This window comes from Chlorobium ferrooxidans DSM 13031 (genome assembly GCF_000168715.1).
Classification (GTDB): domain Bacteria; phylum Bacteroidota; class Chlorobiia; order Chlorobiales; family Chlorobiaceae; genus Chlorobium; species Chlorobium ferrooxidans.
In genome coordinates, this window is the sequence record NZ_AASE01000005.1 from 109,098 (window position 1) to 135,684 (window position 26,587).

Genomic DNA, 26,587 nt, shown 5'->3' on the forward strand with positions numbered 1-26,587 from the left:
TGTTTTCTCACTGGAGGAACTATTGTTGCGTATGGAATGAAAAGAGAATTTCACGATAGCAAATGCCTGTAGAGAATGAACAGGCGAATTTCTTGTTCTGTCTCATAATAGGTTGTTTTTATTGGGTGCGTCTCAAGTTGAGACACTTTTTCGTGTTCTTCGGGTTTTTTTAAAAAGCGCATTGTTTTATGCGTATAATATGGTCGATTAATTGCGGATAGTGAGTCGTTTCTGTTATTGTGCTCATTGGTACAGTATTTGCAGTGTAAATATGGTCATAAATGATCCGGTTTTACGGGTTAAATCGGGGAGTATGAGTGATGAGGTTTTTTTGCTCATGAACTCAAAGATCATGTTCTCAAGCATATCGAATTCATAGTTAAATGCATGTTTTTATAGGATGACTGGCGATCATTACCGCACGTGAACAGGATTTTTAATATCATCTGGTCGAAATCGAAGGAGCGGTGGATAGTCGTTTCCGAGAAGGTCAAGACCAATGGCGGTGTACCCAAATCAAGGCTCAAAAGCCTTGCGGTTCTGCTCGCGCTGTTTGCATCCGGAGAGCGGGCCTATGCCCTTGATCCCGGAGCGCTGCCGTCCGGCGGTGTGATCACCTCCGGAGGCGGAAGCATTACCACCAGCGGTACTCAGTTGACCGTGAACCAGTCAACACCGCAGATGATTGCCAACTGGCAGAGCTTCAATATCGGAGCCAATGCCGGAGTGCGTTTTAACCAGCCTAACAGTTCATCGGCAGCTCTTAACCGGATAACCGACCAGAACCCTACGCAGATCATGGGTTCGCTCTCGGCCAACGGCCGGGTATTCCTCCTTAACCCCTCGGGCATCATCTTTGGCACTACAGCGCGTGTAGATGTCGGCGGTCTGGTGGCATCGTCGCTCAATATGCTTGACAGCGACTTCATTGCCGGCAGAAACAAATTCAGCAACAGCGGCGCAGCCGGAGCAATACTCAATCAGGGCGCTCTTACGGCTATGCCGGGTGGAGTGGTGGCGCTGATTGCCCCCAAGGTAACCAACGAGGGCACTATTACGGCTCCTGGCGGAAGCGTGGCGCTGGCCGCTGGCAATCAGGTCTCCCTTGATTTCCAGGGGGACGGGCTTATCACTCTTACGGTGGATGAAGGAGCTGTTGACGCTCTGGCCGAGAACAAGGGAGTGATCAGGGGTGATGGCGGCATGGTGATCATGACGGCAAAAGCAGCAAATACGTTGGCCCGTTCAGTCGTCAACAACAGCGGAATCATTGAGGCCCGGAGCCTGCAGGCGAAAGATGGCCGGATCATCCTTGATGCTGATGGAGGCATGACGACGGTCGCCGGCAGGGTTGATGCATCCTCCACTGACGGAAAGGGCGGTTCGGTTATAGCCACGGGTGACCGTGTTCTGGTGAAGGATGGCGCACACCTTACCGCTTCGGGCGCAACCGGAGGAGGAGAGGTGCTGGTTGGCGGAAGCTGGCAGAACAGTGACCCGTCGGTTCGTCAGGCGACCGGAACCATCGTTGAAGAGGGAGCCCTGCTTGAAGCGAGTGCCATCGATACCGGTAATGGGGGTACGGTTGTGGCATGGTCTGACGTGACCAACCCGAACTCCGTCACCCGTGCTTACGGCACCTTTGAAGCGAAGGGCGGAGCCAGCAGTGGTGACGGCGGAAGAATCGAGACTTCCGGTCACTGGCTTGATACCGCAGGTTCAAGGGGCGGAGCAGCTGCGATCAGTGGATCCGCCGGACTTTGGCTCTTCGATCCATATGACGTAACCATTACAACTGCGAGTGCGAACGGCACATGGGGCGGCGCCAATCCTGATATCTGGACTCCCGGGGCAACCGGTTCCACCATTCTCAATTCCGACATAACCGCCCGTCTTGATGCGGGAACCAATGTTACGGTGACCACAACCGGTGGTGGTGCTGAAGCCGGAAATATCACTGTCAGCAGCGCTATCTTGACGGGTACGGCAGCAGGAACACGTACGCTGACGCTGACGGCAGACGGGAGTATAGCTGTAAATGCGGATATCGGTAATTCCTCCGGGACCCTTGATTTTACGATGAACGCCAATGGCGGTTCTATCAGCGGAACCGGAGCTCTCAGCGGCACGGGCACCACCACCTTCAATGTCGGAAGCGGCACAGGCACCTACAGCGGCATCATCAGCAAGACCACTCTTGTTAAGTCGGGAGCCGGGACGCTGACGCTGGGGGCAGTTAATACCTACACCGGAGCGACAACGATCAGCGGAGGCATACTTGCGCTTAATGCAACGGGCACCATCGCCTTGAGTTCCGGCGTTTCGAATGAGGGTGTGTTCACGATAGCCGCAGCCAAGACGATCGATTCGATGACGGGATCGGGAAGCACAACTATCGGTGGAGCCTTTGCATTGACCATTGGTGACGTGAGCAACACCTCTTCAACCTATGCCGGAGCTATTTCCGGAACGGGAGGCATTCTCACCAAAGCAGGCACCGGTACACTGACGCTCTCGGGTGCGAACTCCTACACAGGTGCGACCAATATCGGTGCTGGTGTGCTCAGGGCGTCAAACAACACAGCCTTGGGCACGACTGCCGGAGGTACGACGGTCTCCACCGGGGCCGCTCTCGAGCTTGCAGGTGGCATTACGATTGCAGCAGAAGCGCTCAGTCTCACCGGCACTGGCATTGCAGCAGGCGGTGCGCTCCGAAATATCAACGGAGATAACAGCTATGCCGGTGCGATCACTCTTGCAGGAAATACCCAGATAAGTTCCGACAGCGGGACGCTTACCCTTGATGTGGCTTCAGGTAATGGAATCACGGGAACAAACAGAACCCTGACAGTAGGCGCCGGTTCTGGCAATGTAACGATAGCTGACCCGATCGTCACCGGTACCGGAGCCGTTACAAAAACAGGCACCGGTACCCTGACACTTTCGGGGGCTAATACCTATACGGGAGTGACTACCGTCAGCGTCGGAACGCTCAAGCTTGGTGCTGCAGGAAGCGGAGCAAACACGCCGCTTGGCACAACAGGAGCGGCAACAACGGTTTCGAGTGGCGCAACCCTTGACCTGAACGGGTTTACTCTTGCTACAGCTGAAGCGCTGACACTCAATGGATTGGGGGTTGGAGGCATAGCGGGAGCCCTGGCCAACAGCTCCGGGACAGCGGCAACCTACAGCGGCCTTGTTACGCTCGGCAGTGCAAGCAGTATCGTTGCGCAGAACGGAAATATTGTACTCTCCAATACCGGTACGATATCGGGAGCCACTTTCGCATTGACGCTTGGCGGCACCGCTACAGGCAGCTCTCTTGCCAGCATCATCGGCACCACTACAGGAACGCTGACCAAGGTGGACAGCGGAACATGGACGCTTACGGGTGCGAACACCTATACCGGAGCAACCACCATCAACGAAGGGGGAATCACCCTCAGCGGCGGTGGAACGGTAGCTAATTCTGCGTTTACCGTCAATACGGGAGGTCGTCTGACGCTTGATAATGCAGCAACGAATAACACCAATAGAATCAGCAATACCGCAGCGTTGACGCTCAATGGCGGAGAGTTTGTTTTTAACGGAACGAATATTGCAGCAACCAATGCCAGTGAATCGACCGGAGCCCTGACGCTCTCTTCCGGAGCATCGACCATCACGCTCAATTCGGGCACAGGCGGTTCTACCACATTGACCTTTCCGAGTGTCGCCCGAACTGCCGGAGCAACCGTACTCTTTCGTGGAACAAATCTTGGTGCTACAGCCGGAGCCGGAGCGACCAATATCATGGTTACCACACCGGCAGGTCTTGGTCTTGTTGGCGGAAATACCAGCCAGGTTATCAAACCGGTCGTACCTTATGCGACAGGCGATACCAATGCCGCGGGATCGGGAATGGGTTTTGTCACCTATAACATCAACCCGGCAAGCAACGCCGCCAACACCACCGGAATCAGGCCGCTTGACCTGACCAATGAGTATGCGGTTGCGGCGGCGACCGGTGTTAATCTGAAGATCGCATCAAGTGCATCACCCAATGCGAGCTATACGATCAACTCCCTGCTTCTGACCGGAGGCTCAACCTATACGATCGGCTCATCCGCTCCGGCCAAAACCCTGACCATTTCATCGGGATCAATATTTTCCGCATCCGGAGCAGCCAACACCATAACAGGTTTTACGACGCCTGATCTGCTTGCGTTCGGCGCCGTGGAGGCGAAAATCTTTACTGTTGGAAACCTTTCGCTGAGCACAGCGCAAGCAACCGGTACAGCAGGTCTCACCAAGTCGGGAGCAGGCACCCTGACGCTTTTGAGTACGAATCAATATACAGGAACGACCACCATAGCAGATGGCACGCTTGCTTATGGCGTAACCAATGCTATCTCAACCGGAGCCGTGACGATTAACGGTATGGCGGCTGTACTTGATCTTGGCACATATAGCGACACTGTCGGAGCCGTTACCCTTACAAACGGGACAATTACGGGTAGTTCCGGAGTGTTGAGCGGCTCCAGCTATGCGATCAACAACAGTTACGGCACCACGAATGTATCGGCTGTTCTCGGCGGAGCGGTAGCCCTGACCAAATCGGGTGCGGGTACACTGCTTTTGTCGGGTGCGAACACCTACACCGGCCTCACCACCATTGCTGCCGGCATACTGAAGCTTGGAGCTGCAGGTGATGCTACGAATACCCCGCTCGGCACCACCGGTGGTGCTACAAGCATAACCTCGGGTGCGGTACTCGATCTGAACGGTTTCACACTGGGCACGTCAGAAGCATTGACGTTGAGAGGAACGGGTATCTCAAGCGGCGGGGCACTGATCAACAGCTCTGCGACCGCAGCAACCTACAGCGGCCTGCTCACACTCGGCAGTGCCAGCAGCATTGTTGCCAATTACGGCGATATCGTTATCACCAATGCGGGTACGATAACGGGTGCAACCTTCGGACTTACACTTGGCGGTACCAATACCGGAAGCTCTCTTGCCAGCATTATCGGCACTACTACCGGTACATTGATCAAGATCGGTACCGGAACATGGACGATTTCGGGCAACAGTACCTATACCGGTCTAACTACGGTAAGTGCCGGAACCCTGAAGCTCGGAGCTGCGGGTACGGCAACGAATACTCCGCTGGGAACGACAGGTGGTACGACCAGCATTATCGCTGGCGCAACCCTTGACCTGAACGGGTTCACGCTTGGTGCGGCAGAAGCATTGACGCTGAGAGGAACGGGTGTCGGTGGAGCGGGAGCGCTGACCAACAGCTCAGCGTCAGCAGCGACCTACAGTGGTCTCATCACCCTTGCTGCTGCCAGCAGCATTGTCTCAAACAGTGGTGATATCATTCTCTCCAATGCCGGCACCATTACGGGAAATACCTTCGGCTTGACGCTTGACGGTACCGCGACCGGAAGCTCTCTTGCCAGCATCATCGGCACAACTACCGGTACATTGACCAAGATCGGTACCGGAACATGGACGATTTCTGGCAACAGTACCTATACCGGTCTAACCACGGTGAGTGCCGGAACCCTGAAGCTCGGAGCTGCAGGAAGCGGAGCAAACACGCCGCTTGGTACCACAGGAGGTGCAACAACGGTTTCGAGTGGCGCAACCCTCGACCTGAACGGCTTTTCGCTCGCTACAGCAGAAGCGCTTACTCTCAATGGATTGGGTGTCGGTAATACCGCAGGAGCCCTGACCAACAGCTCCGTGACAGCGGCGACCTACAGCGGTCTTATCACGCTCGGGAGTGCAAGCAGTATCGATGCGCAGAACGGAAATATTGTACTCTCCAATACCGGCACAATATCGGGAGCAACCTTCGGCTTGACGCTTGGCGGCACCGCAACAGGCAGCTCTATTGCAAGCATAATCGGCAACACGACAGGAACGCTGACCAAGGTGGAGAGCGGAACATGGACGCTCTCGGGATTGAACACCTATACCGGATTAACCACGGTGAGTGGTGGTACACTGGCTTATGGCGTAACCGATGCTCTTTCGAGTGGAGCAGTGACTGTTAACAGCGGTGGTACCTTGAGTCTCGGTGCTTTTTCCGATACTGTAGGGGCAGTAACGCTGACAGACGGAAGTATAACCGGTTCGACAGGTGTGTTGACCGGAACCAGTTACTCGGTCTCCAACGGTACGATCAGTGCGATTCTGGCAGGAGCTGTTTCCTTGACCAAGACAACAGCAGGCACGGTGACGCTCTCTGGCGCGAACACCTATACCGGCCTTACCACCGTAAGTGCCGGAACCCTGAAGCTTGGAGCTGCGGGTGGAGCAACGAACACTCCGCTCGGTACTATAGGAGGAGCTACAACGGTTTCGAGTGGCGCAACCCTCGACCTGAACGGGTTCACGCTCGGTACAGCCGAAGCACTGACGATCAATGGATTGGGTGTTAATAATACCGCAGGAGCGCTCACTAACAGCTCAGCTTCAGCGGTGACCTATAGCGGTCTCATTACCCTCGGCAGTGCCAGCACTATTGTTGCGAACAGTGGTGATATCATTCTCTCCAATGCAGGTACGATTACGGGAAATACCTTCGGCTTGACGCTTGACGGTACAGCGACAGGAAGCTCTCTTGCCAGTATCCTTGGCACCACTACCGGTACGCTGACCAAGATCGGTTCCGGAACATGGACTATCTCCGGAAGCAGTACCTATACCGGTCTGACCACCGTAAGTGAAGGAACCCTGAAGCTCGGAGCTGCGGGCGGAGCAACAAACACTCCGCTCGGTACTACAGGAGGCGCAACAACAGTTTCGAGTGGCGCAACCCTTGACCTGAACGGGTTCACGCTTGGAACAGCTGAAGCGCTGACGCTCAACGGTCTGGGTGTCGGAGGCACAGCGGGAGCGCTGACCAACAGCTCAGCGTCAGCGGCGACCTACAGCGGTCTCATCACCCTTGGCAGTGCCAGCAGTATCGTTGCGAACAACGGCAATCTTATCCTCTCCAATGCAGGTACGATAACAGGTGCGACCTTCGGATTGACCCTTGGAGGCAGCAATACAGGTAGCTCTCTTGCCAGTATCCTTGGCACCACAAGCGGGACACTGACCAAGGAAGGTACAGGCACCTGGACACTTGGTGGAGTTAATACCTACACCGGTCTGACAACGATCAGCGGCGGTACGCTGGCACTCAATGCGACAGGAACCATAGCCCTGAGCTCCGGAGTGTCGAACGGAGGGCTGTTCACCATTGCCGCAGCCAAGACGATCGATTCGATGACGGGATCGGGGGGGACGACTATCGGTGGAGCCTTTGCCCTGACTATTGGTGACGTGAGCAATACCTCTTCAACCTACGACGGAGTGATTACCGGAGCGGGAGGCATGCTTGTGAAGGCGGGCACCGGCACACTGACGCTCACCGGAAGCAGTAGCTATACCGGTCTGACCACCGTAAGTGAAGGAACCCTGAAGCTCGGAGCTGCGGGCGGAGCAACGAACACCCCGCTTGGTACTACAGGAGGCGCAACAACAGTTTCGAGTGGCGCAACCCTTGACCTGAACGGGTTCACGCTTGGAACAGCTGAAGCGCTGACGATCAACGGTCTGGGTGTCGGAGGCACAGCGGGAGCGCTGACCAACAGCTCAGCGTCAGCAGCGACCTACAGCGGTCTCATCACCCTTGGCAGTGCCAGCAGTATCGTTGCGAACAACGGCAATCTTATCCTCTCCAATGCAGGTACGATAACAGGTGCGACCTTCGGATTGACCCTTGGAGGCAGCAATACAGGTAGCTCTCTTGCCAGTATCCTTGGCACCACAAGCGGGACACTGACCAAGGAAGGTACAGGCACCTGGACACTTGGTGGAGTTAATACCTACACCGGTCTGACAACGATCAGCGGCGGTACGCTGGCACTCAATGCGACAGGAACCATAGCCCTGAGCTCCGGAGTGTCGAACGGAGGGCTGTTCACCATTGCCGCAGCCAAGACGATCGATTCGATGACGGGATCGGGGGGGACGACTATCGGTGGAGCCTTTGCCCTGACTATTGGTGACGTGAGCAATACCTCTTCAACCTACGACGGAGTGATTACCGGAGCGGGAGGCATGCTTGTGAAGGCGGGCACCGGCACACTGACGCTCACCGGAAGCAGTAGCTATACCGGTCTGACCACCGTAAGTGAAGGAACCCTGAAGCTCGGAGCTGCGGGCGGAGCAACGAACACCCCGCTTGGTACTACAGGAGGCGCAACAACAGTTTCGAGTGGCGCAACCCTTGACCTGAACGGGTTCACGCTTGGAACAGCTGAAGCGCTGACGATCAACGGTCTGGGTGTCGGAGGCACAGCGGGAGCGCTGACCAACAGCTCAGCGTCAGCAGCGACCTACAGCGGTCTCATCACCCTTGGCAGTGCCAGCAGTATCGTTGCGAACAACGGCAATCTTATCCTCTCCAATGCAGGGACGATAACAGGTGCGACCTTCGGACTGACCCTTGGAGGCAGCAATACAGGCAGCTCTCTTGCCAGTATCCTTGGCACCACTACCGGTACGCTGACCAAGATCGGTACCGGAACATGGACTATCTCCGGAAGCAGTAGCTATACCGGTCTGACCACCGTAAGTGAAGGAACCCTGAAGCTTGGAGCTGCGGGCGGAGCAACGAACACCCCGCTTGGTACTACAGGAGGCGCAACAACAGTTTCGAGTGGCGCAACCCTTGACCTGAACGGGTTCACGCTTGGAACAGCCGAAGCGCTGACGCTCAACGGTCTGGGTGTCGGAGGCACAGCGGGAGCGCTGACCAACAGCTCAGCGTCAGCAGCGACCTACAGCGGTCTCATCACCCTTGGCAGTGCCAGCAGTATCGTTGCGAACAACGGCAATCTTATCCTCTCCAATGCAGGTACGATAACAGGTGCGACCTTCGGACTGACCCTTGGAGGCAGCAATACAGGCAGCTCTCTTGCCAGTATCCTTGGCACCACAAGCGGGTCACTGACCAAGGTAGGTACCGGAACCTGGACGATTTCTGGCAACAGTACCTATACCGGGCTAACCACCGTAAGTGAAGGAACCCTGAAGCTTGGAGCTGCGGGCGGAGCAACGAACACCCCGCTTGGTACTACAGGAGGCGCAACAACGGTTTCGAGTGGCGCAACCCTTGACCTGAATGGGTTCACGCTTGGAACAGCCGAAGCGCTGACGCTCAACGGTCTGGGTGTCGGAGGCACAGCGGGAGCGCTGACCAACAGCTCCGTGACAGCGGCAACCTACAGCGGTCTCATTACCCTCGGCAGTGCCAGCGCTATTGTATCGAACAGCGGAACTTCGCTCTTGTTGAGTGGAGCTGTAAACGGAGGATTTTCATTAGCAGTAAGCGGTTCAGGCAGCGTCACTTTCGGCGGCGCGATTGGAAATTCAACGCCATTGGCATCATTCTCCGGTGATGCAGCTACAACACTCGCAATTAACGGTGGTTCGGTAACAACAACCGGATCACAGTCATACAGCGGTGCAACCACTTTCGGTGCTGGAGCAGGCACAATACTGACAACGACATCAAACGGTAGTATTACTTCGACTGGAGTAAACGGAAAGGTGACCGCTACCGCTGGTTCGCTTTCGTTAGCGGCCAACGGCACAGGAGATATTGATTTCAGCAATGTTTTGAATGACTTTTCCACCGTTACTGTTACAGATGCAGATACCGTTTCGCTCATTGATGCCAACGCGCTGACCCTCTCCGGTATCTCGGCATCCGGCACAATAGATGTATCTACTGTGACCGGCAACTTAACGGTCTCTGGCAATCTTTCTGCCGGTGCAGGAAATATAACGCTGAATGCTGACAGCAACGCATCGCGCGGAGGTACGGGTACAGGCGGTAATATCACTTTTTCCGGTGCTCAGACCATTACGACAACCGGGTTAACCAAGCTTTATACCGGAAGTGTAGCAAGTAGCACATATAACAGTGGAGCATTGACAGCTCTTGTCTCTTCAGGCAATTTCCGCTACAATAGTGACGAATCAGCTGATGGTTTTACAACGGCACTTGGTGCTTCCGGTATATATGCCATCTACCGCGAGCAACCTACGGTTACGATAACGGCTGAGGATAAATCCAAGACGTACGACACGTCAATTTATAGCGGCGGATATAGTGTTACGTCTACGGGTTTCAAGAATAGTGACACCAATACCATTCTTACCGGTATAGTCTCATATAGCGGTACTTCCCAGGCAGCAGTAAATGCCGGGCCTTACGTGATTACACCGAGTGGACTTTCCAATGGATTAGGGTATAACCTGCAATTTGCCAACGGTACGCTTACGATTGACCCGAAGTCGGTAACGCTGAGTGGGGTGAAGACGTATAGCGGGACGACGGGTCTGAGTGGGTCGGTAACGATAGGCGGCCTGTTGAGCGGCCAGACGCTGGGCTATAGCGGCTCGACAGCCAGTGACGCGCATGTATCGACGACGAACAAGTATATCAGTGCGATAACGCTGCTTGACGGAACGGGTCTGGCGAGTAACTATGCGTTGCCGAGCCTGACGGGGTACAGCGCGGGAGTGAACAGCGTGACGATCAATGCGGCGACGCTGACGCCGACGGTGACGAACGCGGGCGTGACGAAGACGTACGACACGACGACGGATGCGCCAGGCGGGTTTACGGCGACGTACAGCTACAGCGGTCTGGTGAGCGGTGACACGTCAGCGACGTTGAGCAACAGTGGAAGCGCCTATAACAGTGCGAATGTCGTCGGAGCCAACAAGGTAACGGTAAGCGGTCTGTCGATAGGGAGCATAACGGGCACGAACAGTTCAGCGGCGAGTGACTACGTGCTGGACGCGACGAGCAAGGATGTGTCGGCGACAATAACGGCGAAGTCGGTAACGCTGAGTGGGGTGAAGACGTATAGCGGGACGACGGGTCTGAGTGGGTCGGTAACGATAGGCGGCCTGTTGAGCGGCCAGACGCTGGGCTATAGCGGCTCGACAGCCAGTGACGCGCATGTATCGACGACGAACAAGTATATCAGTGCGATAACGCTGCTTGACGGAACGGGTCTTGCGAGTAACTATGCGTTGCCGAGCCTGACGGGGTACAGCGCGGGAGTGAACAGCGTGACGATCAATGCGGCGACGCTGACGCCGACGGTGACGAACGCGGGCGTGACGAAGACGTACGACACGACGACGGATGCGCCAGGCGGGTTTACGGCGACGTACAGCTACAGCGGTCTGGTGAGCGGTGACACGTCAGCGACGTTGAGCAACAGTGGAAGCGCCTATAACAGTGCGAATGTCGTCGGAGCCAACAAGGTAACGGTAAGCGGTCTGTCGATAGGGAGCATAACGGGCACGAACAGTTCAGCGGCGAGTGACTACGTGCTGGACGCGACGAGCAAGGATGTGTCGGCGACGATAACGGCGAAGTCGGTAACGCTGAGTGGGGTGAAGACGTATAGCGGGACGACGGGTCTGAGTGGGTCGGTAACGATAGGCGGCCTGTTGAGCGGCCAGACGCTGGGCTATAGCGGCTCGACAGCCAGTGACGCGCATGTATCGACGACGAACAAGTATATCAGTGCGATAACGCTGCTTGACGGAACGGGTCTGGCGAGTAACTATGCGTTGCCGAGCCTGACGGGGTACAGCGCGGGAGTGAACAGCGTGACGATCAATGCGGCGACGCTGACGCCGACGGTGACGAACGCGGGCGTGACGAAGACGTACGACACGACGACGGATGCGCCAGGCGGGTTTACGGCGACGTACAGCTACAGCGGTCTGGTGAGCGGTGACACGTCAGCGACGTTGAGCAACAGTGGAAGCGCCTATAACAGTGCGAATGTCGTCGGAGCCAACAAGGTAACGGTAAGCGGTCTGTCGATAGGGAGCATAACGGGCACGAACAGTTCAGCGGCGAGTGACTACGTGCTGGACGCGACGAGCAAGGATGTGTCGGCGACAATAACGGCGAAGTCGGTAACGCTGAGTGGGGTGAAGACGTATAGCGGGACGACGGGTCTGAGTGGGTCGGTAACGATAGGCGGCCTGTTGAGCGGCCAGACGCTGGGCTATAGCGGCTCGACAGCCAGTGACGCGCATGTATCGACGACGAACAAGTATATCAGTGCGATAACGCTGCTTGACGGAACGGGTCTTGCGAGTAACTATGCGTTGCCGAGCCTGACGGGGTACAGCGCGGGAGTGAACAGCGTGACGATCAATGCGGCGACGCTGACGCCGACGGTGACGAACGCGGGCGTGACGAAGACGTACGACACGACGACGGATGCGCCAGGCGGGTTTACGGCGACGTACAGCTACAGCGGTCTGGTGAGCGGTGACACGTCAGCGACGTTGAGCAACAGTGGAAGCGCCTATAACAGTGCGAATGTCGTCGGAGCCAACAAGGTAACGGTAAGCGGTCTGTCGATAGGGAGCATAACGGGCACGAACAGTTCAGCGGCGAGTGACTACGTGCTGGACGCGACGAGCAAGGATGTGTCGGCGACGATAACGGCGAAGTCGGTAACGCTGAGTGGGGTGAAGACCTATAGCGGCACGACGGGTCTGAGTGGGTCGGTAACGATAGGCGGCCTGTTGAGCGGCCAGACGCTGGGCTATAGCGGCTCGACAGCCAGTGACGCGCATGTATCGACGACGAACAAGTATATCAGTGCGATAACGCTGCTTGACGGAACGGGTCTGGCGAGTAACTATGCGTTGCCGAGCCTGACGGGGTACAGCGCGGGAGTGAACAGCGTGACGATCAATGCGGCGACGCTGACGCCGACGGTGACGAACGCGGGCGTGACGAAGACGTACGACACGACGACGGATGCGCCAGGCGGGTTTACGGCGACGTACAGCTACAGCGGTCTGGTGAGCGGTGACACGTCAGCGACGTTGAGCAACAGTGGAAGCGCCTATAACAGTGCGAATGTCGTCGGAGCCAACAAGGTAACGGTAAGCGGTCTGTCGATAGGGAGCATAACGGGCACGAACAGTTCAGCGGCGAGTGACTACGTGCTGGACGCGACGAGCAAGGATGTGTCGGCGACAATAACGGCGAAGTCGGTAACGCTGAGTGGGGTGAAGACCTATAGCGGGACGACGGGTCTGAGTGGGTCGGTAACGATAGGCGGCCTGTTGAGCGGCCAGACGCTGGGCTATAGCGGCTCGACAGCCAGTGACGCGCATGTATCGACGACGAACAAGTATATCAGTGCGATAACGCTGCTTGACGGAACGGGTCTGGCGAGTAACTATGCGTTGCCGAGCCTGACGGGGTACAGCGCGGGAGTGAACAGCGTGACGATCAATGCGGCGACGCTGACGCCGACGGTGACGAACGCGGGCGTGACGAAGACGTACGACACGACGACGGATGCGCCAGGCGGGTTTACGGCGACGTACAGCTACAGCGGTCTGGTGAGCGGTGACACGTCAGCGACGTTGAGCAACAGTGGAAGCGCCTATAACAGTGCGAATGTCGTCGGAGCCAACAAGGTAACGGTAAGCGGCCTGTCGATAGGGAGCATAACGGGCACGAACAGTTCAGCGGCGAGTGACTACGTGCTGGACGCGACGAGCAAGGATGTGTCGGCGACAATAACGGCGAAGTCGGTAACGCTGAGTGGGGTGAAGACCTATAGCGGGACGACGGGTCTGAGTGGGTCGGTAACGATAGGCGGCCTGTTGAGCGGCCAGACGCTGGGCTATAGCGGCTCGACAGCCAGTGACGCGCATGTATCGACGACGAACAAGTATATCAGTGCGATAACGCTGCTTGACGGAACGGGTCTTGCGAGTAACTATGCGTTGCCGAGCCTGACGGGGTACAGCGCGGGAGTGAACAGCGTGACGATCAATGCGGCGACGCTGACGCCGACGGTGACGAACGCGGGCGTGACGAAGACGTACGACACGACGACGGATGCGCCAGGCGGGTTTACGGCGACGTACAGCTACAGCGGTCTGGTGAGCGGTGACACGTCAGCGACGTTGAGCAACAGTGGAAGCGCCTATAACAGTGCGAATGTCGTCGGAGCCAACAAGGTAACGGTAAGCGGCCTGTCGATAGGGAGCATAACGGGCACGAACAGTTCAGCGGCGAGTGACTACGTGCTGGACGCGACGAGCAAGGATGTGTCGGCGACGATAACGGCGAAGTCGGTAACGCTGAGTGGGGTGAAGACGTATAGCGGCACGACGGGTCTGAGTGGGTCGGTAACGATAGGCGGCCTGTTGAGCGGCCAGACGCTGGGCTATAGCGGCTCGACAGCCAGTGACGCGCATGTATCGACGACGAACAAGTATATCAGTGCGATAACGCTGCTTGACGGAACGGGTCTTGCGAGTAACTATGCGTTGCCGAGCCTGACGGGGTACAGCGCGGGAGTGAACAGCGTGACGATCAATGCGGCGACGCTGACGCCGACGGTGACGAACGCGGGCGTGACGAAGACGTACGACACGACGACGGATGCGCCAGGCGGGTTTACGGCGACGTACAGCTACAGCGGTCTGGTGAGCGGTGACACGTCAGCGACGTTGAGCAACAGTGGAAGCGCCTATAACAGTGCGAATGTCGTCGGAGCCAACAAGGTAACGGTAAGCGGCCTGTCGATAGGGAGCATAACGGGCACGAACAGTTCAGCGGCGAGTGACTACGTGCTGGACGCGACGAGCAAGGATGTGTCGGCGACGATAACGGCGAAGTCGGTAACGCTGAGTGGGGTGAAGACCTATAGCGGGACGACGGGTCTGAGTGGGTCGGTAACGATAGGCGGCCTGTTGAGCGGCCAGACGCTGAACTATAGCGGCTCGACAGCCAGTGACGCGCATGTATCGACGACGAACAAGTATATCAGTGCGATAACGCTGCTTGACGGAACGGGTCTGGCGAGTAACTATGCGTTGCCGAGCCTGACGGGGTACAGCGCGGGAGTGAACAGCGTGACGATCAATGCGGCGACGCTGACGCCGACGGTGACGAACGCGGGCGTGACGAAGACGTACGACACGACGACGGATGCGCCAGGCGGGTTTACGGCGACGTACAGCTACAGCGGTCTGGTGAGCGGAGACACGTCAGCGACGTTGAGCAACAGTGGAAGCGCCTATAACAGTGCGAATGTCGTCGGAGCCAACAAGGTAACGGTAAGCGGCCTGTCGATAGGGAGCATAACGGGCACGAACAGTTCAGCGGCGAGTGACTACGTGCTGGACGCGACGAGCAAGGATGTGTCGGCGACGATAACGGCGAAGTCGGTAACGCTGAGTGGGGTGAAGACGTATAGCGGGACGACGGGTCTGAGTGGGTCGGTAACGATAGGCGGCCTGTTGAGCGGCCAGACGCTGGGCTATAGCGGCTCGACAGCCAGTGACGCGCATGTATCGACGACGAACAAGTATATCAGTGCGATAACGCTGCTTGACGGAACGGGTCTTGCGAGTAACTATGCGTTGCCGAGCCTGACGGGGTACAGCGCGGGAGTGAACAGCGTGACGATCAATGCGGCAACGCTGACGCCGACGGTGACGAACGCGGGCGTGACGAAGACGTACGACACGACGACGGATGCGCCAGGCGGGTTTACGGCGACGTACAGCTACAGCGGTCTGGTGAGCGGTGACACGTCAGCGACGTTGAGCAACAGTGGAAGCGCCTATAACAGTGCGAATGTCGTCGGAGCCAACAAGGTAACGGTAAGCGGCCTGTCGATAGGGAGCATAACGGGCACGAACAGTTCAGCGGCGAGTGACTACGTGCTGGACGCGACGAGCAAGGATGTGTCGGCGACGATAACGGCGAAGTCGGTAACGCTGAGTGGGGTGAAGACCTATAGCGGGACGACGGGTCTGAGTGGGTCGGTAACGATAGGCGGCCTGTTGAGCGGCCAGACGCTGAACTATAGCGGCTCGACAGCCAGTGACGCGCATGTATCGACGACGAACAAGTATATCAGTGCGATAACGCTGCTTGACGGAACGGGTCTGGCGAGTAACTATGCGTTGCCGAGCCTGACGGGGTACAGCGCGGGAGTGAACAGCGTGACGATCAATGCGGCGACGCTGACGCCGACGGTGACGAACGCGGGCGTGACGAAGACGTACGACACGACGACGGATGCGCCAGGCGGGTTTACGGCGACGTACAGCTACAGCGGTCTGGTGAGCGGTGACACGTCAGCGACGTTGAGCAACAGTGGAAGCGCCTATAACAGTGCGAATGTCGTCGGAGCCAACAAGGTAACGGTAAGCGGCCTGTCGATAGGGAGCATAACGGGCACGAACAGTTCAGCGGCGAGTGACTACGTGCTGGACGCGACGAGCAAGGATGTGTCGGCGACGATAACGGCGAAGTCGGTAACGCTGAGTGGGGTGAAGACCTATAGCGGGACGACGGGTCTGAGTGGGTCGGTAACGATAGGCGGCCTGTTGAGCGGCCAGACGCTGAACTATAGCGGCTCGACAGCCAGTGACGCGCATGTATCGACGACGAACAAGTATATCAGTGCGATAACGCTGCTTGACGGAACGGGTCTGGCGAGTAACTATGCGTTGCCGAGCCTGACGGGGTACAGCGCGGGAGTGAACAGCGTGACGATCAATGCGGCGACGCTGACGCCGACGGTGACGAACGCGGGCGTGACGAAGACGTACGACACGACGACGGATGCGCCAGGCGGGTTTACGGCGACGTACAGCTACAGCGGTCTGGTGAGCGGAGACACGTCAGCGACGTTGAGCAACAGTGGAAGCGCCTATAACAGTGCGAATGTCGTCGGAGCCAACAAGGTAACGGTAAGCGGCCTGTCGATAGGGAGCATAACGGGCACGAACAGTTCAGCGGCGAGTGACTACGTGCTGGACGCGACGAGCAAGGATGTGTCGGCGACGATAACGGCGAAGTCGGTAACGCTGAGTGGGGTGAAGACGTATAGCGGCACGACGGGTCTGAGTGGGTCGGTAACGATAGGCGGCCTGTTGAGCGGCCAGACGCTGGGCTATAGCGGCTCGACAGCCAGTGACGCGCATGTATCGACGACGAACAAGTATATCAGTGCGATAACGCTGCTTGACGGAACGGGTCTTGCGAGTAACTATGCGTTGCCGAGCCTGACGGGGTACAGCGCGGGAGTGAACAGCGTGACGATCAATGCGGCGACGCTGACGCCGACGGTGACGAACGCGGGCGTGACGAAGACGTACGACACGACGACGGATGCGCCAGGCGGGTTTACGGCGACGTACAGCTACAGCGGTCTGGTGAGCGGTGACACGTCAGCGACGTTGAGCAACAGTGGAAGCGCCTATAACAGTGCGAATGTCGTCGGAGCCAACAAGGTAACGGTAAGCGGCCTGTCGATAGGGAGCATAACGGGCACGAACAGTTCAGCGGCGAGTGACTACGTGCTGGACGCGACGAGCAAGGATGTGTCGGCGACAATAACGGCGAAGTCGGTAACGCTGAGTGGGGTGAAGACGTATAGCGGCACGACGGGTCTGAGTGGGTCGGTAACGATAGGCGGCCTGTTGAGCGGCCAGACGCTGGGCTATAGCGGCTCGACAGCAAGTGACGCGCATGTATCGACGACGAACAAGTATATCAGTGCGATAACGCTGCTTGACGGAACGGGTCTGGCGAGTAACTATGCGTTGCCGAGCCTGACGGGGTACAGCGCGGGAGTGAACAGCGTGACGATCAATGCGGCGACGCTGACGCCGACGGTGACGAACGCGGGCGTGACGAAGACGTACGACACGACGACGGATGCGCCAGGCGGGTTTACGGCGACGTACAGCTACAGCGGTCTGGTGAGCGGTGACACGTCAGCGACGTTGAGCAACAGTGGAAGCGCCTATAACAGTGCGAATGTCGTCGGAGCCAACAAGGTAACGGTAAGCGGTCTGTCGATAGGGAGCATAACGGGCACGAACAGTTCAGCGGCGAGTGACTACGTGCTGGACGCGACGAGCAAGGATGTGTCGGCGACAATAACGGCGAAGTCGGTAACGCTGAGTGGGGTGAAGACGTATAGCGGCACGACGGGTCTGAGTGGGTCGGTAACGATAGGCGGCCTGTTGAGCGGCCAGACGCTGGGCTATAGCGGCTCGACAGCCAGTGACGCGCATGTATCGACGACGAACAAGTATATCAGTGCGATAACGCTGCTTGACGGAACGGGTCTGGCGAGTAACTATGCGTTGCCGAGCCTGACGGGGTACAGCGCGGGAGTGAACAGCGTGACGATCAATGCGGCGACGCTGACGCCGACGGTGACGAACGCGGGCGTGACGAAGACGTACGACACGACGACGGATGCGCCAGGCGGGTTTACGGCGACGTACAGCTACAGCGGTCTGGTGAGCGGTGACACGTCAGCGACGTTGAGCAACAGTGGAAGCGCCTATAACAGTGCGAATGTCGTCGGAGCCAACAAGGTAACGGTAAGCGGTCTGTCGATAGGGAGCATAACGGGCACGAACAGTTCAGCGGCGAGTGACTACGTGCTGGACGCGACGAGCAAGGATGTGTCGGCGACAATAACGGCGAAGTCGGTAACGCTGAGTGGGGTGAAGACGTATAGCGGGACGACGGGTCTGAGTGGGTCGGTAACGATAGGCGGCCTGTTGAGCGGCCAGACGCTGGGCTATAGCGGCTCGACAGCCAGTGACGCGCATGTATCGACGACGAACAAGTATATCAGTGCGATAACGCTGCTTGACGGAACGGGTCTTGCGAGTAATTATGCGTTGCCGAGCCTGACGGGGTACAGCGCGGGAGTGAACAGCGTGACGATCAATGCGGCGACGCTGACGCCGACGGTGACGAACGCGGGCGTGACGAAGACGTACGACACGACGACGGATGCGCCAGGCGGGTTTACGGCGACGTACAGCTACAGCGGTCTGGTGAGCGGTGACACGTCAGCGACGTTGAGCAACAGTGGAAGCGCCTATAACAGTGCGAATGTCGTCGGAGCCAACAAGGTAACGGTAAGCGGTCTGTCGATAGGGAGCATAACGGGCACGAACAGTTCAGCGGCGAGTGACTACGTGCTGGACGCGACGAGCAAGGATGTGTCGGCGACGATAACGGCGAAGTCGGTAACGCTGAGTGGGGTGAAGACGTATAGCGGGACGACGGGTCTGAGTGGGTCGGTAACGATAGGCGGCCTGTTGAGCGGCCAGACGCTGGGCTATAGCGGCTCGACAGCCAGTGACGCGCATGTATCGACGACGAACAAGTATATCAGTGCGATAACGCTGCTTGACGGAACGGGTCTTGCGAGTAACTATGCGTTGCCGAGCCTGACGGGGTACAGCGCGGGAGTGAACAGCGTGACGATCAATGCGGCGACGCTGACGCCGACGGTGACGAACGCGGGCGTGACGAAGACGTACGACACGACGACGGATGCGCCAGGCGGGTTTACGGCGACGTACAGCTACAGCGGTCTGGTGAGCGGTGACACGTCAGCGACGTTGAGCAACAGTGGAAGCGCCTATAACAGTGCGAATGTCGTCGGAGCCAACAAGGTAACGGTAAGCGGTCTGTCGATAGGGAGCATAACGGGCACGAACAGTTCAGCGGCGAGTGACTACGTGCTGGACGCGACGAGCAAGGATGTGTCGGCGACGATAACGGCGAAGTCGGTAACGCTGAGTGGGGTGAAGACGTATAGCGGGACGACGGGTCTGAGTGGGTCGGTAACGATAGGCGGCCTGTTGAGCGGCCAGACGCTGGGCTATAGCGGCTCGACAGCCAGTGACGCGCATGTATCGACGACGAACAAGTATATCAGTGCGATAACGCTGCTTGACGGAACGGGTCTGGCGAGTAACTATGCGTTGCCGAGCCTGACGGGGTACAGCGCGGGAGTGAACAGCGTGACGATCAATGCGGCGACGCTGACGCCGACGGTGACGAACGCGGGCGTGACGAAGACGTACGACACGACGACGGATGCGCCAGGCGGGTTTACGGCGACGTACAGCTACAGCGGTCTGGTGAGCGGTGACACGTCAGCGACGTTGAGCAACAGTGGAAGCGCCTATAACAGTGCGAATGTCGTCGGAGCCAACAAGGTAACGGTAAGCGGTCTGTCGATAGGGAGCATAACGGGCACGAACAGTTCAGCGGCGAGTGACTACGTGCTGGACGCGACGAGCAAGGATGTGTCGGCGACGATAACGGCGAAGTCGGTAACGCTGAGTGGGGTGAAGACGTATAGCGGGACGACGGGTCTGAGTGGGTCGGTAACGATAGGCGGCCTGTTGAGCGGCCAGACGCTGGGCTATAGCGGCTCGACAGCCAGTGACGCGCATGTATCGACGACGAACAAGTATATCAGTGCGATAACGCTGCTTGACGGAACGGGTCTGGCGAGTAACTATGCGTTGCCGAGCCTGACGGGGTACAGCGCGGGAGTGAACAGCGTGACGATCAATGCGGCGACGCTGACGCCGACGGTGACGAACGCGGGCGTGACGAAGACGTACGACACGACGACGGATGCGCCAGGCGGGTTTACGGCGACGTACAGCTACAGCGGTCTGGTGAGCGGTGACACGTCAGCGACGTTGAGCAACAGTGGAAGCGCCTATAACAGTGCGAATGTCGTCGGAGCCAACAAGGTAACGGTAAGCGGTCTGTCGATAGGGAGCATAACGGGCACGAACAGTTCAGCGGCGAGTGACTACGTGCTGGACGCGACGAGCAAGGATGTGTCGGCGACGATAACGGCGAAGTCGGTAACGCTGAGTGGGGTGAAGACGTATAGCGGCACGACGGGTCTGAGTGGGTCGGTAACGATAGGCGGCCTGTTGAGCGGCCAGACGCTGGGCTATAGCGGCTCGACAGCCAGTGACGCGCATGTATCGACGACGAACAAGTATATCAGTGCGATAACGCTGCTTGACGGAACGGGTCTGGCGAGTAACTATGCGTTGCCGAGCCTGACGGGGTACAGCGCGGGAGTGAACAGCGTGACGATCAATGCGGCGACGCTGACGCCGACGGTGACGAACGCGGGCGTGACGAAGACGTACGACACGACGACGGATGCGCCAGGCGGGTTTACGGCGACGTACAGCTACAGCGGTCTGGTGAGCGGTGACACGTCAGCGACGTTGAGCAACAGTGGAAGCGCCTATAACAGTGCGAATGTCGTCGGAGCCAACAAGGTAACGGTAAGCGGCCTGTCGATAGGGAGCATAACGGGCACGAACAGTTCAGCGGCGAGTGACTACGTGCTGGACGCGACGAGCAAGGATGTGTCGGCGACGATAACGGCGAAGTCGGTAACGCTGAGTGGGGTGAAGACGTATAGCGGGACGACGGGTCTGAGTGGGTCGGTAACGATAGGCGGCCTGTTGAGCGGCCAGACGCTGGGCTATAGCGGCTCGACAGCAAGTGACGCGCATGTATCGACGACGAACAAGTATATCAGTGCGATAACGCTGCTTGACGGAACGGGTCTTGCGAGTAACTATGCGTTGCCGAGCCTGACGGGGTACAGCGCGGGAGTGAACAGCGTGACGATCAATGCGGCAACGCTGACGCCGACGGTGACGAACGCGGGCGTGACGAAGACGTACGACACGACGACGGATGCGCCAGGCGGGTTTACGGCGACGTACAGCTACAGCGGTCTGGTGAGCGGTGACACGTCAGCGACGTTGAGCAACAGTGGAAGCGCCTATAACAGTGCGAATGTCGTCGGAGCCAACAAGGTAACGGTAAGCGGTCTGTCGATAGGGAGCATAACGGGCACGAACAGTTCAGCGGCGAGTGACTACGTGCTGGACGCGACGAGCAAGGATGTGTCGGCGACAATAACGGCGAAGTCGGTAACGCTGAGTGGGGTGAAGACGTATAGCGGGACGACGGGTCTGAGTGGGTCGGTAACGATAGGCGGCCTGTTGAGCGGCCAGACGCTGGGCTATAGCGGCTCGACAGCCAGTGACGCGCATGTATCGACGACGAACAAGTATATCAGTGCGATAACGCTGCTTGACGGAACGGGTCTGGCGAGTAACTATGCGTTGCCGAGCCTGACGGGGTACAGCGCGGGAGTGAACAGCGTGACGATCAATGCGGCGACGCTGACGCCGACGGTGACGAACGCGGGCGTGACGAAGACGTACGACACGACGACGGATGCGCCAGGCGGGTTTACGGCGACGTACAGCTACAGCGGTCTGGTGAGCGGTGACACGTCAGCGACGTTGAGCAACAGTGGAAGCGCCTATAACAGTGCGAATGTCGTCGGAGCCAACAAGGTAACGGTAAGCGGTCTGTCGATAGGGAGCATAACGGGCACGAACAGTTCAGCGGCGAGTGACTACGTGCTGGACGCGACGAGCAAGGATGTGTCGGCGACGATAACGGCGAAGTCGGTAACGCTGAGTGGGGTGAAGACCTATAGCGGGACGACGGGTCTGAGTGGGTCGGTAACGATAGGCGGCCTGTTGAGCGGCCAGACGCTGGGCTATAGCGGCTCGACAGCCAGTGACGCGCATGTATCGACGACGAACAAGTATATCAGTGCGATAACGCTGCTTGACGGAACGGGTCTGGCGAGTAACTATGCGTTGCCGAGCCTGACGGGGTACAGCGCGGGAGTGAACAGCGTGACGATCAATGCGGCGACGCTGACGCCGACGGTGACGAACGCGGGCGTGACGAAGACGTACGACACGACGACGGATGCGCCAGGCGGGTTTACGGCGACGTACAGCTACAGCGGTCTGGTGAGCGGTGACACGTCAGCGACGTTGAGCAACAGTGGAAGCGCCTATAACAGTGCGAATGTCGTCGGAGCCAACAAGGTAACGGTAAGCGGCCTGTCGATAGGGAGCATAACGGGCACGAACAGTTCAGCGGCGAGTGACTACGTGCTGGACGCGACGAGCAAGGATGTGTCGGCGACAATAACGGCGAAGTCGGTAACGCTGAGTGGGGTGAAGACCTATAGCGGGACGACGGGTCTGAGTGGGTCGGTAACGATAGGCGGCCTGTTGAGCGGCCAGACGCTGGGCTATAGCGGCTCGACAGCCAGTGACGCGCATGTATCGACGACGAACAAGTATATCAGTGCGATAACGCTGCTTGACGGAACGGGTCTGGCGAGTAACTATGCGTTGCCGAGCCTGACGGGGTACAGCGCGGGAGTGAACAGCGTGACGATCAATGCGGCGACGCTGACGCCGACGGTGACGAACGCGGGCGTGACGAAGACGTACGACACGACGACGGATGCGCCAGGCGGGTTTACGGCGACGTACAGCTACAGCGGTCTGGTGAGCGGTGACACGTCAGCGACGTTGAGCAACAGTGGAAGCGCCTATAACAGTGCGAATGTCGTCGGAGCCAACAAGGTAACGGTAAGCGGCCTGTCGATAGGGAGCATAACGGGCACGAACAGTTCAGCGGCGAGTGACTACGTGCTGGACGCGACGAGCAAGGATGTGTCGGCGACAATAACGGCGAAGTCGGTAACGCTGAGTGGGGTGAAGACGTATAGCGGCACGACGGGTCTGAGTGGGTCGGTAACGATAGGCGGCCTGTTGAGCGGCCAGACGCTGGGCTATAGCGGCTCGACAGCAAGTGACGCGCATGTATCGACGACGAACAAGTATATCAGTGCGATAACGCTGCTTGACGGAACGGGTCTGGCGAGTAACTATGCGTTGCCGAGCCTGACGGGGTACAGCGCGGGAGTGAACAGCGTGACGATCAATGCGGCGACGCTGACGCCGACGGTGACGAACGCGGGCGTGACGAAGACGTACGACACGACGACGGATGCGCCAGGCGGGTTTACGGCGACGTACAGCTACAGCGGTCTGGTGAGCGGTGACACGTCAGCGACGTTGAGCAACAGTGGAAGCGCCTATAACAGTGCGAATGTCGTCGGAGCCAACAAGGTAACGGTAAGCGGCCTGTCGATAGGGAGCATAACGGGCACGAACAGTTCAGCGGCGAGTGACTACGTGCTGGACGCGACGAGCAAGGATGTGTCGGCGACGATAACGGCGAAGTCGGTAACGCTGAGTGGGGTGAAGACGTATAGCGGGACGACGGGTCTGAGTGGGTCGGTAACGATAGGCGGCCTGTTGAGCGGCCAGACGCTGGGCTATAGCGGCTCGACAGCCAGTGACGCGCATGTATCGACGACGAACAAGTATATCAGTGCGATAACGCTGCTTGACGGAACGGGTCTGGCGAGTAACTATGCGTTGCCGAGCCTGACGGGGTACAGCGCGGGAGTGAACAGCGTGACGATCAATGCGGCGACGCTGACGCCGACGGTGACGAACGCGGGCGTGACGAAGACGTACGACACGACGACGGATGCGCCAGGCGGGTTTACGGCGACGTACAGCTACAGCGGTCTGGTGAGCGGTGACACGTCAGCGACGTTGAGCAACAGTGGAAGCGCCTATAACAGTGCGAATGTCGTCGGAGCCAACAAGGTAACGGTAAGCGGTCTGTCGATAGGGAGCATAACGGGCACGAACAGTTCAGCGGCGAGTGACTACGTGCTGGACGCGACGAGCAAGGATGTGTCGGCGACGATAACGGCGAAGTCGGTAACGCTGAGTGGGGTGAAGACGTATAGCGGGACGACGGGTCTGAGTGGGTCGGTAACGATAGGCGGCCTGTTGAGCGGCCAGACGCTGGGCTATAGCGGCTCGACAGCAAGTGACGCGCATGTATCGACGACGAACAAGTATATCAGTGCGATAACGCTGCTTGACGGAACGGGTCTTGCGAGTAACTATGCGTTGCCGAGCCTGACGGGGTACAGCGCGGGAGTGAACAGCGTGACGATCAATGCGGCGACGCTGACGCCGACGGTGACGAACGCGGGCGTGACGAAGACGTACGACACGACGACGGATGCGCCAGGCGGGTTTACGGCGACGTACAGCTACAGCGGTCTGGTGAGCGGTGACACGTCAGCGACGTTGAGCAACAGTGGAAGCGCCTATAACAGTGCGAATGTCGTCGGAGCCAACAAGGTAACGGTAAGCGGTCTGTCGATAGGGAGCATAACGGGCACGAACAGTTCAGCGGCGAGTGACTACGTGCTGGACGCGACGAGCAAGGATGTGTCGGCGACGATAACGGCGAAGTCGGTAACGCTGAGTGGGGTGAAGACGTATAGCGGGACGACGGGTCTGAGTGGGTCGGTAACGATAGGCGGCCTGTTGAGCGGCCAGACGCTGGGCTATAGCGGCTCGACAGCAAGTGACGCGCATGTATCGACGACGAACAAGTATATCAGTGCGATAACGCTGCTTGACGGAACGGGTCTGGCGAGTAACTATGCGTTGCCGAGCCTGACGGGGTACAGCGCGGGAGTGAACAGCGTGACGATCAATGCGGCGACGCTGACGCCGACGGTGACGAACGCGGGCGTGACGAAGACGTACGACACGACGACGGATGCGCCAGGCGGGTTTACGGCGACGTACAGCTACAGCGGTCTGGTGAGCGGTGACACGTCAGCGACGTTGAGCAACAGTGGAAGCGCCTATAACAGTGCGAATGTCGTCGGAGCCAACAAGGTAACGGTAAGCGGCCTGTCGATAGGGAGCATAACGGGCACGAACAGTTCAGCGGCGAGTGACTACGTGCTGGACGCGACGAGCAAGGATGTGTCGGCGGTGATAACGGCGAAGTCGGTAACGCTGAGTGGGGTGAAGACCTATAGCGGGACGACGGGTCTGAGTGGGTCGGTAACGATAGGCGGCCTGTTGAGCGGCCAGACGCTGAACTATAGCGGCTCGACAGCCAGTGACGCGCATGTATCGACGACGAACAAGTATATCAGTGCGATAACGCTGCTTGACGGAACGGGTCTGGCGAGTAACTATGCGTTGCCGAGCCTGACGGGGTACAGCGCGGGAGTGAACAGCGTGACGATCAATGCGGCGACGCTGACGCCGACGGTGACGAACGCGGGCGTGACGAAGACGTACGACACGACGACGGATGCGCCAGGCGGGTTTACGGCGACGTACAGCTACAGCGGTCTGGTGAGCGGAGACACGTCAGCGACGTTGAGCAACAGTGGAAGCGCCTATAACAGTGCGAATGTCGTCGGAGCCAACAAGGTAACGGTAAGCGGTCTGTCGATAGGGAGCATAACGGGCACGAACAGTTCAGCGGCGAGTGACTACGTGCTGGACGCGACGAGCAAGGATGTGTCGGCGACGATAACGGCGAAGTCGGTAACGCTGAGTGGGGTGAAGACGTATAGCGGGACGACGGGTCTGAGTGGGTCGGTAACGATAGGCGGCCTGTTGAGCGGCCAGACGCTGGGCTATAGCGGCTCGACAGCCAGTGACGCGCATGTATCGACGACGAACAAGTATATCAGTGCGATAACGCTGCTTGACGGAACGGGTCTGGCGAGTAACTATGCGTTGCCGAGCCTGACGGGGTACAGCGCGGGAGTGAACAGCGTGACGATCAATGCGGCGACGCTGACGCCGACGGTGACGAACGCCGGGCGTGACGAAGACGTACGACACGACGACGGATGCGCCA

At 58.3% G+C, this 26,587-nt stretch carries 1 protein-coding gene; it reads left to right on the forward strand.

Annotated elements, in window-relative coordinates:
- Nucleotides 1-423: 423 nt before the first annotated feature.
- Nucleotides 424-26,587, forward strand: a 26,164-nt coding sequence (locus CFERDRAFT_RS04460) for an autotransporter-associated beta strand repeat-containing protein (protein ID WP_040433138.1), incomplete at its 3' end; no start/stop codon positions are given.